14 protein-coding genes and 1 tRNA gene are annotated in these 13,544 nt (G+C 66.8%); 5 read left to right on the forward strand and 10 right to left on the reverse strand.

The features are described from left to right. Positions 1-42 precede the first annotated feature (42 nt). Together ACXJL8_RS05845 and ACXJL8_RS05850 are read left to right on the forward strand one after the other, a co-directional pair. Positions 43-735, forward strand: coding sequence for a hypothetical protein (locus ACXJL8_RS05845; RefSeq protein ID WP_456623594.1), 693 nt, complete (start codon positions 43-45; stop codon positions 733-735). A gap of 174 nt (positions 736-909) precedes the next feature. Beyond that, complete coding sequence (locus ACXJL8_RS05850) at positions 910-1,566, forward strand: hypothetical protein (RefSeq protein WP_456623593.1); 657 nt, start codon at positions 910-912, stop codon at positions 1,564-1,566. Between the two features lie 3 nt (positions 1,567-1,569). On the opposite strand, the gene ACXJL8_RS05855 is transcribed toward ACXJL8_RS05850, so the two are convergent. Together ACXJL8_RS05855 and ACXJL8_RS05860 are read right to left on the reverse strand one after the other, a co-directional pair. Continuing rightward, positions 1,570-3,150 (reverse strand): GMC family oxidoreductase, encoded by a 1,581-nt coding sequence (locus ACXJL8_RS05855; protein WP_456623592.1) that lies wholly within the window; start codon positions 3,148-3,150, stop codon positions 1,570-1,572. Positions 3,151-3,397: 247 nt separating this feature from the next. Further along, positions 3,398-3,622, reverse strand: coding sequence for a cysteine rich repeat-containing protein (locus ACXJL8_RS05860; protein WP_456623591.1), 225 nt, complete (start codon positions 3,620-3,622; stop codon positions 3,398-3,400). A gap of 248 nt (positions 3,623-3,870) precedes the next feature. Between ACXJL8_RS05860 and ACXJL8_RS05865 the strand changes: the two genes are divergently transcribed. Beyond that, on the forward strand, positions 3,871-4,152 hold the full coding sequence (locus ACXJL8_RS05865; RefSeq protein WP_456623590.1) for a hypothetical protein: 282 nt from the start codon (positions 3,871-3,873) through the stop codon (positions 4,150-4,152). A 195-nt stretch (positions 4,153-4,347) separates the two neighbouring features. Here ACXJL8_RS05865 and ACXJL8_RS05870 read toward each other — a convergent pair whose 3' ends face one another. The 5 genes from ACXJL8_RS05870 to ACXJL8_RS05890 all read right to left on the reverse strand — a co-directional run bounded on the left by ACXJL8_RS05870 (position 4,348) and on the right by ACXJL8_RS05890 (position 10,711). Further along, complete coding sequence (locus ACXJL8_RS05870) at positions 4,348-6,315, reverse strand: sensor histidine kinase (RefSeq protein WP_456623617.1); 1,968 nt, start codon at positions 6,313-6,315, stop codon at positions 4,348-4,350. Between the two features lie 8 nt (positions 6,316-6,323). Continuing rightward, positions 6,324-7,007, reverse strand: a complete 684-nt coding sequence (locus ACXJL8_RS05875; protein ID WP_456623589.1) for a response regulator — start codon at positions 7,005-7,007, stop codon at positions 6,324-6,326. Positions 7,008-7,176: 169 nt separating this feature from the next. Next, positions 7,177-9,930: a DUF2235 domain-containing protein gene (locus ACXJL8_RS05880; RefSeq protein ID WP_456684745.1), complete on the reverse strand. Its 2,754-nt coding sequence runs from the start codon at positions 9,928-9,930 to the stop codon at positions 7,177-7,179. A gap of 260 nt (positions 9,931-10,190) precedes the next feature. Further along, the gene (locus tag ACXJL8_RS05885) at positions 10,191-10,442 is read right to left on the reverse strand and encodes a GCG_CRPN prefix-to-repeats domain-containing protein (protein ID WP_456623587.1); all 252 of its coding nucleotides are present in this window, start codon (positions 10,440-10,442) and stop codon (positions 10,191-10,193) included. A gap of 26 nt (positions 10,443-10,468) precedes the next feature. Then, on the reverse strand, positions 10,469-10,711 hold the full coding sequence (locus ACXJL8_RS05890; RefSeq protein WP_456623586.1) for a hypothetical protein: 243 nt from the start codon (positions 10,709-10,711) through the stop codon (positions 10,469-10,471). A 293-nt stretch (positions 10,712-11,004) separates the two neighbouring features. Between ACXJL8_RS05890 and ACXJL8_RS05895 the strand changes: the two genes are divergently transcribed. Further along, positions 11,005-11,964 (forward strand): AraC family transcriptional regulator, encoded by a 960-nt coding sequence (locus ACXJL8_RS05895; protein WP_456623585.1) that lies wholly within the window; start codon positions 11,005-11,007, stop codon positions 11,962-11,964. A 13-nt stretch (positions 11,965-11,977) separates the two neighbouring features. On the opposite strand, the gene ACXJL8_RS05900 is transcribed toward ACXJL8_RS05895, so the two are convergent. Then, positions 11,978-12,211 (reverse strand): hypothetical protein, encoded by a 234-nt coding sequence (locus ACXJL8_RS05900; RefSeq protein ID WP_456623584.1) that lies wholly within the window; start codon positions 12,209-12,211, stop codon positions 11,978-11,980. Between the two features lie 123 nt (positions 12,212-12,334). Here ACXJL8_RS05900 and ACXJL8_RS05905 point away from each other — a divergent pair, with 123 nt between their 5' ends. After that, positions 12,335-12,796 (forward strand): DUF6314 family protein, encoded by a 462-nt coding sequence (locus ACXJL8_RS05905; protein WP_456623583.1) that lies wholly within the window; start codon positions 12,335-12,337, stop codon positions 12,794-12,796. Positions 12,797-12,818: 22 nt separating this feature from the next. Here ACXJL8_RS05905 and ACXJL8_RS05910 read toward each other — a convergent pair whose 3' ends face one another. Beyond that, entirely contained in the window at positions 12,819-13,121 is a 303-nt protein-coding gene (locus ACXJL8_RS05910) for a hypothetical protein (RefSeq protein ID WP_456623582.1), read from the reverse strand. A 183-nt stretch (positions 13,122-13,304) separates the two neighbouring features. Then, a tRNA-Leu gene (locus tag ACXJL8_RS05915) sits at positions 13,305-13,389 on the reverse strand. Positions 13,390-13,544 lie beyond the last annotated feature (155 nt).

The raw sequence follows: 13,544 nt of genomic DNA on the forward strand, positions 1-13,544 counted from the left end.
GGCAGTGATCACGTGGACTTGAAGCTGGGCGCGGAGAGACGTTTGTCCAAAACCATCACCATCGTCGTGCTGACCTGCTTCCTCGTCCTTGGCGCCGCCACCACCGCCATTCTCGGCCGCGACAGCGTGCCCAGCGTCAGCGCGGAGATGATCACGGAGCCGCCGCCGCCGAAGCCGCTCGCAACCAACCGTGCCGCCAAGGCCGACCGGCTGATTCCGACGCTGGCGCTGGCCTCGGCCGCGATCGAGCCGGTGCAAGTGCCCGCCGACAAGCTTGCGCAGGCGCCCGTCTTGACCGAGCCGCTGCGCCAGGCCTTTGCCGCCGCAACGCCGTCCGATTTCCCGTTGCCAAGGGCGAGCGTCAACGAGGCTCCCGCCGCTGAAGCCGCCGCCAAGCCGAAAGTGGCCGCCAAGCCGCAGCCGCAAAAGAACTATTCGCTGCTGTCCGAAGCCCAGATCGCGGGCATCAGGGATCGCCTGAAGCTGTCGTCGTCGCAGGAATATTACTGGCCCTCGGTCGAGACCGCGCTGCGCAATGTCGTTCGCAAGATCTCGGCAAACAAGCTCTCCAACCCGAACGCGCCGGGCGTGCCGATCGATCCGAACTGCGACGAGGTCCAGCAGTTGAAGTCGGCCGCAATGCCGCTGCTGTTCCAGTTGCGGGACGATCAGAAGGAAGAAGTGCGCAAGCTCGCCCGCATCATCGGGCTGGAAAAGGTCGCGCAGCAGATCTGACCCGCGGGTTCCCGCGCGCATGATCCGGAAAAGTGAGCAGCGGTTTTCCGTAAAGATCATGCGCAAACGATGAGCTGAATCGCGATGACTTCTCATCGCGCTTCAGGGAACCGCCGATATCGGGAACCTCCGGTAATCCTCACGCGTTGCCCGCTTCAGACAGGGAGTGGGCCAATGCGCGTCTCGACAGCTTATTTCGTCGGTGCCGGCTCGATCGTCGCCGCCATCGCCGTTGGTCTCGGTGGCGGCATCGTCGCCGGCAACATCATGCATCCGACCGCGCCCAAGCAGGGGCCGGACGGCAGCAAGATGGAACGGCGCGCCGAGCCCGTGGCCGCGACGACCACGAACGCGCCGTTGGAACGCATCCAATATGTCACCGGCTCGCAAGCCTTCGGCGCGATGATCGCCGCGCCCGCGCAGGCGCAGGACGAAGCAAAGCCCGATACGCAGACCACTCAGGCAAATGCCGAACCGCCGGCGCCGCAGCCTTCGCAAGCCGTCGCGGTCGAGCCGGCACCCGCATCGCCCGCGCCAATCGCCAGGCCTGCCGAGCAGCAGGCATCGACAGAGCCGTCATCCGCACCCGACAGCGCCTATGCCAAGGCGAGGGATTCCGACCTGAAGCGCGCCGCGTCCGAGCGGCGCCGGATCGAGCGCCACGAGCGCTGGGTCGCGCGCCGCCACTACGACTCCCACGAACCGCGCGGCATGCGTGATCGCACTGACTGGGATGATGTCGCACGCAACGTGCGCCAGGATTCCGATACGCGCGATGTCGCGGGCCGTCGGCGCGGCGGATTCCCGCAGATGAGGCCGTTCGACGACTAGCCTTCAGCCCAGGATCGCCGCCGCGGCACATTCGGCGATCAGGATCGTCGGCGTCTGGATGTTGCCGGAGATCATGATCGGGATCACCGAGGCGTCGGCGACATGCAGGCCGTCGATGCCGCGCACCTGCAACCGTTGCGGATCGACGACGGCCAGATCGTCCATGCCCATCCGGCAGGTCGAGGCGGCGTGATAGAGCGTGGTGCAATGGCCCCTGATATAGTCGGCGATCTCGGCATCGCTGATCGCTTCCGCGCTCGGCGTGATTTCGCCTTCGATCATCTCCTTCAGCGGCGATTGCGCGGCGATGCGGCGGTTGATGCGCACGCCCTCGATCATCGTGGCGATGTCAGCGCCGCCGGCATCCGAGACGAAATAGCCGGGATCGATCGCGGGGTGTTCGATCGGATCGGCCGAGCGCAGCGTGATCCGGCCGCGGCTGTTCGGCCGTTGCAGCGTCGCGTGCAGCGTGATGCCGGGTTTCGATGACAGGAAGCGGACATAGTCGCGGTGCGGGCTGATCGCGCCGTAGAGCTGAAGATCGGGCTCGACGTCGGGACGGCTTCTCACATGCGCGCCGGCCGCGACCCAGGGCGAGGTGCGCGGGCCGCTGCGGCTCGCCTGCCATTCCCCGAGGCTCGCGGCCAGGCTCTGCTCCGTCCAGGCGCCGACGCCGATCTTCTCCCTGGTGTAGAACGTGATGGGGATGTTGATGTGATCCTGGAGATCCTTGCCGACGCCGGGCAGGTCGTGCACGACGCCGACGCCCGCCGCCTTCAATTCGTCGGCCGGGCCTATGCCAGAGAGCAGAAGCTGCTGCGCCGAGCCGATGGCGCCGGACGCGAGCACCACCTCGCTGGTGGCAAAGGCGCTCTTCGGCTGCCCGTTCTCGAGATATTCGACGCCGATCGCGCGGCCGCGTTCGACGATGATGCGGGTCACGCGCACGCCGGTCTTCAGCGCGAGATTGGGGCGCGTCAGCACCGGACGCAAATAAGCCTTGCCGGTGCCGAAGCGCTCGCCGTCCTTGATGACGAACTGGAAGAAGCCCGCGCCTTCCTGGGTGGCGCCGTTGAAGTCGGGATTGTGCGGCAGCCCCGCCGCCTGCGCTGCCTCCAGCCATTTCAGCTCGTTCGGATCGACATGGGGAACGTCGGCCACATGCAGCGGRCCGCGCGTGCCGTGGAAGGGATCGTCGGTGAAGCGCGCGTTGCTCTCGAAGCCGATGAACTTTGGCAGCACGTCGCGCCAGGCCCATCCCGCGCAGCCCGCCTGCTCCCATCCGTCGTAGTCGGAGGGCAGGCCGCGGATATAGATCATCGCGTTCATCGCGCCGGAGCCGCCGACCATCTTGCCGCGCGGCCAGAAGATCCGCCGTCCGCGGCAGCCGGCCTGCGGTTCGGTGTAATAGCCCCAGTCGACCGCCGTGTTGAACATCGTCGGCCAGTCCGACGGAATGTCCGAGGCCAGCGGCGCAGCCCGGCCGGCCTCCAGCACCAGCACCTTGCGGCCCGGATCGGCCGACAGCCGGTTGGCCAGCACACAGCCGGCCGAGCCGGCCCCCACGATGATCGTGTCGTACATTGCAGAGCACTCCAGCAGTCACAGCGTCGTGACGCAGAGTGCCTGCAAGATTTGTGCTTTGGACCAGCTCTCGTCATTCCGGGATTCGTGCGCAGCACGCAGGCCCGGAATCTATTTATCCGCAGAGATGTGGCGAGATGGATTCCGGGCTCGCGCGTCCAAGTCGGCTGTTGCCGACTTGGACATCTCAAGAAGGTCGAACTCGGTATACCCGAGTTCGGGGGCGCGCCCCGGAATGACGGTCGTCTCACCCCCCGTGCGACTCCACGACCTTGCGGCAGGCGTCCGACAGCTTCGCCTTGTTGTCGCGCAGGCATGCGTTCATCTGCGGCGGCTTGCCGACATGTTCGGCGCAGAATTTGCTGGCGTCGCTGCGGCAGGCCATCTGCTCCTGGAGCGTGGGGCCGGATTGCGCCGACGCGGGCAGGATGGCCGTGGCGAGCAGCAGCGCGGCAAGAACCGAAATCTTCATAAATCACCTCTGTTGGGAAACGTCGTTGTCCGGCTTGAGATCAAGCGGCGGCGAACTTCGCGCACGGGCCGGCGGCCGGTCCATGCCATGTTCATGGCGTCGGGGCGCGGTGTCGGGTCCGGCGACGCCGGCCGCACCCCCATCTTCATGGCATGTATCCACGCGCCGTCTTTTGCCATTGAGGCTGCACGTCGGCCGCGAGAACCGATGGTTGCATCGCGAAGCCGAACGGGAAGCAGGAGAGCTAGATGTTGCGAAAGGCAGGAGCGTTGAGCGTCGGGCTGGCGGTTGCAGCGCTGTCCGGCGCGGCCATGGTGTCGCTGGGCGCAAGCCCCGCGCATGCGGTGGTCTAYTGCAAGACGGTCGGCGTGCCCAAGGGCTGCGTGGTGCGGCCGACCGCAGCGGTGGTGGCGGCGCCGGTCGCCGCGGCGGCGGTGGTGACCCCCGGCGTCGGCGCGCCCGGCGTTGGCGTTCGCGCCGGCACGCCGATGAATCGCGGCGGCCCGGTCAATCGCGTCGGCGTGCGCTGAGCCTGCTCCCTCTTCACCTCGCCCCGCTCTTGTCCGCCGAAGCTTTGGCGAAGGCGGATGCGGGCAGAGGGAGAAGAAGGGAAGAGCTTGGGCGAAGGGATGCCTTGCGAGCGACCCCCCCCCCGTCCTCCGCAGGCCAAAATCCCGGCCCGACCCCTCTCTCCGTGCGCCCCACACGTTCGGGGAGGGGGCTTTTCAGCCCGCGGCCGCGTCGCTGTCGGGAAAGCGCTGCGGCAATTGCAGCCGCACACGCGTGCCCGACATGTCCGAGCTCAGATCGAGCGTCGCTCCGCAGCGCGCGGCGCGGCTTTTCATGTTGCGCAAGCCGCGCGCCGTCTGTCCCGCGCTCACGGCTTCGCCGTTGCCGGCCAGCGCAAAACCACGGCCGTCGTCCGCGACGCTGATCACGCCATACGGCCCATGGCCGTTCCCTTGGCCGTTCCTTTGGCCGTCCCCATGCCCGTTCCCTTGGCCATCGTCGAGCGTCTCGATGGTGACCGTGATGTGGCGGGCGCCAGCGTGCTTCGCCGCATTGGTCACGGCTTCGTCGAGGATGCGCACGATCTGGATGACGTGCCATGGCCGCAACTCGGGATGCAACGGCAGGCCTTGCGGCGTCGCCACGCGCCAGTCGAGGGCGATGTCGTGCGGCCGCAATAGCGCCGCCGCGCGCTCGCGCCAGGAGCCGAGCGCCAGCATGAGGTCGCCGCCGATGTCGTCCATGGAGTCGATGACGAGGCGGAGATCCTTCAGCGCGGCGCGCGCCGCATTCGTGATGGTCGCGCCCTCGTGTCCGCGCTCGGACAGCGCGACGATGCTGACGAGCTGGCCGCCGAGGCCGTCATGCAGGTCGCGCATCAGCCGCGTGCGCTCGTTGGCGAGCGCCGCGGCCCGCGCGCGTTCCTCCTCGCGGGCAAAGCTCGCCTTCAGCCGCTCCTCGGCCTCGCGCACGCGTGCGACGAGCTGGCCGGCAAAACTGTCGACCTCGTTGAGCGCGCGGGCGAAGCGCCAGGTCAGTCCGGCGCCGATCGCCACCAGCATCGCGGAATAGGACAGCCGCGTGACGAAGGTGCGATCGTCCGACACGAACTCGAACGCCGAGAGCATGTCGTGAAACCAGCAGGTCAGCACGATGGTCACGGCGCAGCCGAAGGTAAAGCTCGCCGCGTCCTGCCGCCTGATCACCGCCCACGTCAGGATGACGACCAGCAGCATCAGGCACACGCCCACGGTCGGCACCCCGAGGAACAGGAAGGTGATGCGCGGGATCGGCTGGCTTGCAAAGAGCCCGACCAGCAGGATGACGAGCCCCGGCACGAACAACAGCAGCCCGTAGCGCGGCCAGCGCCAGCCGAAGAACAGCACCGCGAACGTCACCACCAGCGCGCTCTCGATCGGCGCGGACGCCAGCAGGATGGCGGCCAGCCGCGGATAGGGCGCGGGCGGCAGCGGCGCCGGCGCGAAGGCCTGCATCGCGCCGACCAGCATTCCCGCCGCCAGCACGCCATAGACCGGCTCGTGCCGCCGCATCAGCCACATGATGGCGAGGATCACCGCCAGCAGCGACTGCCAGGCCGAGAACACCACGGGCAGCGTCACGAACAGCAGAGTGCGCGTCTCGTAGGCTCCCCGCAGGCTCGCGTCAGGCCCGACATAGACGGTGTCGAGGAAGCCGCGCAGCGGACCCCACACCAGCAGCCGGACGGTGATGTCGTTGCTGCCGTCGCGCAGCAGCGACGAGGGGATCACCGTGATCTCCGGCGTGTTGCGGTCGGGCCGGTTGGCGGTGGGATCGCGCCGGGAGTCCAGGATCGCGACGCCGTTGACCGCGACCTCCACGCCATTGCTGAAGCGTGGCAGGAACACCGACCAGGCCGTGTTTGCCGCATCCGGCTTGAAGACGAACGTGCCCGAATAGAGCGGCGGGTCGGCCAGCGAATAGCGCGACGACGTGAAATGCGGCAGCGTCACCGGCCGCGTCGCGCCGTCCTCCCGCAACAGAAATTCGCTCACGGCAAAGTCGTCGGGATCGCTCGGCTGCAGCAGCCGCAGCCCGAGGATGGTGGCGATCACGATCAGCGCCTGGAGCAGCAGATAAGGCACGAGGCGCGAGAGAAGCCGCCGCCGCGCGCGCGTGGGTGCCTTCGCCGCGACATGGCTCACGGCCTGGCTCACAGCTTGATCAGGCCCTGCTGCACCGCCTCGAACACCGCCTCGCCGCGGGTGTGCACCTCGAGCTTGCGATAGATGTTCTTGATGTGGCCGGGCACGGTCTGCCTGGACAGGCCGAGATGGCTCGCGATCTCGGCGTAGCTGAAGCCCTTGGCGATGCCCCAGAGGATGTCGATCTCGCGCGGGGTGAGTTTTGCGGTGTTGAGCACGAGCCCGGGCGCCGGCTCGGCCGTGACTTGCGCGGTACCTTGCGTTCTGCGCACGATGAAGCGCGCGATCGAGGCCGAGATCGGCGAATGCCCGGCGACCAGATCGCGCACGGTCGTGGCGATGTCGGTCGGGAAGGCGTCCTTGAGCAGATAGCCGGTCGCGCCGACGGTGATCGCGGAGATCACGCTCTCTTCGTCCCCGAGCGCGGAGATCACCATGATCTCGGTGTCGGGAAAGCGCCGTCGGGTCTCGCTGATCAGTTCGACGCCATGGCCGTCGGGCAGCCGCAGATCGGTCAGGAGCACGCGCGGCGCGCCGTCACCAAGAGCGCTGCGGGCCTCGCCGAGCGTGCCCGCCGTGCGCACCTCGTAGCCGGCCTTGACCAGCGCGTCCTGGAGCCGCCAGCAGGTCGGGGCGTCGTCCTCGACGAGGAGGATGGTGATGGTCTCACCCGTCTCGCCCTGTTCGGTCATGATCATCGTCCCGCACCGCGTGTCCCCCGCGGCGCAAGCAAGTTTAGCCGCAGCGCGGCCGCCGCGACACCCATAATCATGGGGGCGCGGCTTCTGCCACTCCGTTGGGAGCGGGCCGAGGGCGAGTGTCGCTCGACCGTGCGAAGCACGGCCGCGGCCGGCCTTGCCGCTATTTGCTGGCCAGCGGTGTCGGCTTGTCCGCCGGCATCGGCGGCGCCGGCAGGCGCTGGATCCTGATCGCCGCCGTGCCGCTGTTGTTCCTGTAGTACAGATCGTGCGGCCCCTGGATGATGTCGAGCCAGGACGGGATCATCGATTCCGGGAGCAGCCGCGGGAATATCTGAACGGCATCGTTGACGTAGAAGAACAACTCGCCCGAGTCGGGCGCCACGAATTCCGCGACGATGCGGCCGGCCAGCGCCTGCTTCTTCCAGACCTGTTGGGCCTCGTCGAGCATGGCCTGCGGGATCGGCTGGAAGTTGCCGAGCTTGTCGAGCTTGCCCTTGAACTCGTCAGTGTCGTCGAGCCGAACCGGATACCTGTCCTTGCTTCTGCTGATATCGTCCTCCGCAGGCAGGGTCGGCCTCATCCGGCGCGGCAATTCGTCGGCGGGCATCATGTTGACGGCCTTGAGCGGCAGGTCGTTGATGCCCTTGCTGCCGACGCGAACGACGGGCTGGAACCAGTCCGCACCGAACAGGCGGCGCTCCGGCAGGGCCAAGTAATGATGCGGCTGGTAGGTCTGGAATCCGTTCACGCCGCTCATGATGGTGCGGTCGAACCAGGGCTCCTTGATCTCGACGAAGACGCGGTATTTGCGGCCCTTCTCGACGGCGAGCCCGCTCCACCAGCAGAAATCCCGGGTGTCGAACTGTCCGCTTGCGTCGATCGGTTCATCGAGCACTGGCGTTCCGGTCCGAAGCGTGGCGGAATCCTTGATTGCGGGAGGTGAGCAGACCTTTCCAAGCGCGAGGCGTCCGGTGAACAGGCTGCTCGACGCAATGAGCGCCGCCGAGCCGAAGATCGTGAGCAGGAAGATGGCCGGCACCAGCCCTTTGGCGATGACCAGGCGCGCGGGCCCGGCATTGATCCGCATCCAGTGGCCGAACCTCATCAACACGCCCGGCTCACTGATGTGGCTCTGGCTCGCCCTGCGGCGCGGCGTATGCCAGGCGAGACGTGCGCGTTCCTGGATGGTGTCGCGCAGCTGCGAGTTCTTGTTCCAGACCCACAGCGTGATGATCGCGACGATCGAGGTCAGGAACGGATAGTAGGTCGCGATGTTGAGCCAGGGCGCCGCGTAGGATGGCGATACGTCCCTCAGCAGATTGGTGAGCGGCGCCACCACGGCGCCCAGCACCCAGTCGATGTTGGTGATGACCGACAGCGTGYCGGTGCCCTCCAGGGCACGGTCCTCGGACCACTGCACCAGCGCGTGCGCGATCCACGGCCAGGCGGCGATCACGCCGACCATGAACAGCAGCGAGAAATAGGCGACGCGCCGCCACCACACGGTGTCGCGCGTGAGGCTCGACATGGCGGCGTCGGGCGTGCTCATCGCGGTGAATGCCCTGGCCTCCTTCTCGCGCCGCGGGCCCGTGGCCTTTGCCAGATAGGCGGCTTTCATGACCTCGCGCGTCTGCTGCTCGGCGAGGTCCTTGTCCTCTCCATCCGGCCGCAGCGCCAGCTTCGTTCCGTCCGGCAGCAGCACGAGGCAGTCGGCCGGAAGCATGATCGGGGCGTAATCGTCGCAGCCGAACAGCATGCGCTCGATGACCGCGAAATGCACGACCGGCAACCCGCCGTTCACGATGCCCGCGAGGACCGGGCGCGGCCCGTAGCGGTACAGCACGGCGGCGCCGCCGCGTGAATCGTGCATCGGTCCGATGGCTGATTGATAGTCCTTGAAGTGCTCGATCTCGCCGTCCTGGAAGCGCAGCCTGTCGCCGAGCTCATCGGCCATCCAGGCCAGCGGCACGAAGGACAGCGTGGACTCCGGATAGCCGCCGCCGATGTCGGAATGGACGCCGGCGAACCACACCTCCTTGACAGTCTGGTCGGGCGCCAGGTGGCTCTGGTCGATCCGCAGCGGATGGAAGGTGGTGCGCTCGTCGTCCAGCGCGAGCGCATGACGGATGTGTTTGACCTTTTGCGAGGGCCGGTGATTGCGGAACGAGATCGGCCAGATCGCCCAGTCGATCGCGACGCGCAGCTCCTCGATCGGGACGCCGAAGGCCTCCACCGTATCGAACAACCCGAGGAATTCGATGTCGATGTCCTCGCGGCCCTTCATGGCCGCGCGGACATCGGCGTAGGAACGGTGCCTGCAAATCAAGTGATAGAGATAGAGCAGGACATCGCGGATGAAGCGTGCGATCCAGATCGTCGGCAGGCTCTTCTTCAACGGCACGGTGTGGCGGCGGTATTCCCGCCACGCGGCCATGACGTTGCGCTCCATTTCCCCATGCGACACCGGCGTGTCGCCGATCGCCGCCGGCACCAGGCCCTGGCTTGCGATCATGGACGCCAGCGTGCGCGCGGTGAAGGCGCCGCGGCTGAAGCCGAAGATGTAGATCTCGTCGCCGGGACGCCAGTTCCAGCACAGGAAGCGGTAGAGCTTGCGGACGTTGCCGGGCACGCCGATGCCGGTGGCGCCGTCGAGCGCGGCGAGCGGCGCCCAGCCGGCGGTGCCGACGCCCTTGATGTAGTGGGCGATCTGGTCGGGCTGGGTATGGTCGAGCGCCTCGTAGAGACGCCAGACGCTGGATTCCTGGCTGGTGAACGCGTTGCCCGTGCCGTCGGCGAACAGCACCAGCTTGCGCGGCGCCCGTGCGTCGGGTGCATTCGCCGCGGCCCTTGGATCATCGTGCGTATGGTCCGGCCTTGCAGGACCGCCCTGCGGCGCCCCGTCCTGGTGCGTCATGGACTCCTCCAAAAATTCTGGGGGATGCTTTAAGCCCCGCTCAGGCGGCATCCTCTAAATTCAATCCGTGATTTCATCGTGAAATGATAATGGATGTATCTCACCCATAATCCCGCTGAGGTAGCAACAACGATTGGGCCGTCTTGCCCCGGCCGTCTATGAACTCCGCCACAGTTGGCAAAAGAAAACCCGGGCAAGCCCGGGCTTTAAGTCCTATTGCGAGGCGGCCGCTATTGCGAAACGGCCGTCTGGGCCGGCAGTTACCTGCCGTTGCCGCGGCAGCCGCCATAGGGGCCGACATGGTAGCCGCGCGGGCAGGCATGCGCGGCGGGGTTGGCGTAGTTCCTGAGGCAGCCGCCATATGGGCCGCGGTGCCAGCCGGGGCCGCAGCCGCCGGCAACCGCGATGACATCGCCATTGATGTTTGCGCCGGGCAAGGCGAGCGGCATCGCCTGGGCAACGCCTGTGATCGCGGCAAACGCGAGGGCCGCGCTAAAGACGGTTCGCATCATGTTGTGTGCTCCCTGATGCCGTTGCTTCAATGCCCGGCCGCGAACGCGATGCCGGCGCGCACTTCGGCGATCGCCTGGTCGATCAGGCCGATCGCCTTCTCGCGATGGCCGCCCTTGTTCGGCTCGGCCTTGCCGAGCTCGGCGCGGGCCGATTGCAGGATCGCGATGGCCTCGTCCATGTGCGGCTGCGCGCCGAGCGCGTAACCGATCGAAAGGCTGGCCGCGATGACGCCACCGAGCACGAGGCTGCGGGGTAGAGAGCTTCCCATGTCGTTGTCTCCTCCAGCGGGCGTCAGGCTCGGGCCGCCCGGTTGCCCGGACACCGACCGCTAGCCGCGCCCCGCATCCGCCGCCTGAATATGGCTGGGCCGCGTGGACCGTCTTGGACTGTCCGGCGCCGGAAGTGCGGCGGCTTGGACTGACCGGCGCAGCTTGATTCACGTTGGYGTGCTGATAGCTTGCGGTCGCCGATCTTCAGCGGGCGTTCATTTTCGGCCTGACAGGCTGCCGCCGGTTTCCTGCACGACCTTTTTCCCAAAAGTCTTTTCCGGAAGTTCTTTCGATGTCCGTCATCAGGAAAGCGCTCTCGACCGACATGCTGCCGCAGGATCTGTCCGACCGGCAGCGCTTCATCCGTTTCGCCGAACTGTTCGAGCATTTCTCCAACACCGGCGAGCTCGACCCGGCCTCCGACGTGCCGTTCCGCGCAGCGATGAATTCGATCCACGTCGGCACGACCATGCTCGGCCGCTGCGACGGCAGCTTCGTCACGGTGCGGCGGGAAAAGCGCCAGGTGCTCGAGACCGGTGACGACCGCTTTTGCCTCGCGCGCAATACCGGCGATCGCTCTTCGCAGGTGGTCCATCGTGGCCGCGAATTCACCATGCAGCCGGGATCGATGGTGCTGTTGAAGCTGGACGAGCCGTTCTTCGCCGCCGACGGCGCGAGCCACAAGCGCTTCACCAACGTGCATCTCCCGGTCGACACGCTGCGGGCAATGGTGCCCGGCGTCGACGATCTCGTCGGCCGCGAACTCGAGCCCGGCGGGGCGTTGTCGCTGGCGATGGACTACAGCGATCTTCTGCTGCGCCAACCCGCTGCCGCCGACGAGGCCGGCATGGCGATCGCCGGCCATCTGCTCGATCTGGCTGCAATTGGCTTAGGGGCCCGCAGCGATGTCGCCGCCGCCGCGCGCCGCCGAGGCCTGCGCGCCGTGCGGCTCAAGGCCGTGCTCTCGATCCTGCAAGCACGCTTCCACGAGCCGGATTTTTCGGCGCAGAAACTCGCGGCCGCCGCCGGCCTGTCCGAACGCTACGTCAACGAGCTGCTGTTCGAGGCCGGCGCCAGCTTCACCACCCGCCTCACCGAGCTGCGCCTGCGCAAGGCTGCCGACCTGCTCGCCCGTGACGAGACCCGTATCAGCGACATCGCCTTTGCCTGCGGCTTCAACGACCTCTCATATTTCAACCGCTGCTTTCGCCGGCGGTTCGGCCTGACGCCGACCGCGGCGCGGGGCAAGTGAGAGCGAGCCTACCCTACGAAACATCCACCCGCGGCGGCGGATATCGCCGCGCCAGCGCCGACAATGGCAGATGCCGCTCGCCTTCCGGCAACTCCAGATAGGCCAGCACAAGCGGCCGCTTCCAGTCACCGACGCCGAAATCCATCGCCGTCCATTTCTGCGGTTCGGGGCCTTCGAGGCCCCGGACCCAGACGAAATAGCGGGGGAGGTCGTCGGCGTCCGGCTCTGTCGTGCGCCTCCTGGTCATCAAATTGCTCGCTGCATCGACACCCGTTCTCCGTAGGATATAGGCATCGGCTCGGCGAAGTCGAACTCCCTGCCGCGGGCTCTCCGAGGCCGCACCGGTTGCTGAATGGGGTGGTCCAAGGATATGAACGAAACCATGATCGATGGCTGGGGTGACGCCGCGGAGGTGACGAGGAGACTGATCGGCCCCTGGTCGTTCGACCGTGTCATCGAAGGTCAAGCGACCATGCAGGGCGTCGCGATCCTCGCGCCCTTGGACGAGCGGCGGCTGGCCTATCGAGAACAGGGAAATCTGAAGCTGTTGAACGGCACCGAGTTGCAGGCGGAGCGCGATTACATCTTCAGCAACAGCGACAGYGGATTCGAGGTCTTCTTCAAGGAGGATCCGCCGCGGCTGTTTCACGCGATTTCACTGTCTGCCCCTTCGGGAGGAGAGCTGAGCGGAAGCGCGCGCCATCTTTGTAATCTCGACAATTATCTGTCGACTTACACCTTCTTGGCCGACGGTCGCTTCGTCGTTCGTCACGTGGTGTCGGGTCCGCGCAAAAACTACACGATGACCACGACTTACACGCGGGTCCGGTGACGCTCGCTGCCGCTTCGCGGCGTCACTGCCAGAGCTCGCAGGTTGCCACGCGGTTGATGTCGGCGAGCCGCCGGTCGGCGTCGGCGTGGAGATCGAGGCTTGCGACCAGCGTCAGCAGGCGGTGATAGGCGCCGTCGGCGACCTCGACCGGCAGCGGGGCCTCGTCGAAGGTCTCGACATAGCTGCCGACCATGCTGCTCAGCAGGCGGCACAGGCCGCGCTGTCCGGGGTCGTCGCGGCCGAGCGTCTCGAGCTTTTGCTGAAAGATCTGGAAGGTCCGCAAACCGTGGTGCTGTTCGGAAAGCCACGCGTGCAGGTCGTTCATATGAGCCTCTTCGGTTAAGTGAAGAAGCTACCGGCTTATACAGTGGAGATGTGACGATTGCTAGGGCAGGGGGCCATGTCAGCCCTGCTTCGCCAAGAGGCTTCGCAGGGCAAGCCTCGTCGCTTCGCTACGCGAGAGCGGAGGCTGGCCGTGCCAAGCGTAGCTCGCGAAGCGAGCGAAGCTTGGTGCCCCTGGCCGGAATCGAACCAGCACTCCTTGCGGAACTCGATTTTGAGTCGAGCGCGTCTACCAGTTCCGCCACAGGGGCCCTCGGTCGGCCCCCCAAAAGCGGGCGTCGCGAAGCCGGCGGACTATAGCCATGGACAAAGCGGGGTCAACCCGCGCCAAAGTGATGTCGGCCGTTCTCGACAGCCGGATGGGCCGGGGCTAGAGGCTTAGGGCGACGCCCCATCCGAACGAGGC

The sequence above is a fragment of the Bradyrhizobium sp. P5_C11_2 genome (assembly GCF_054049755.1).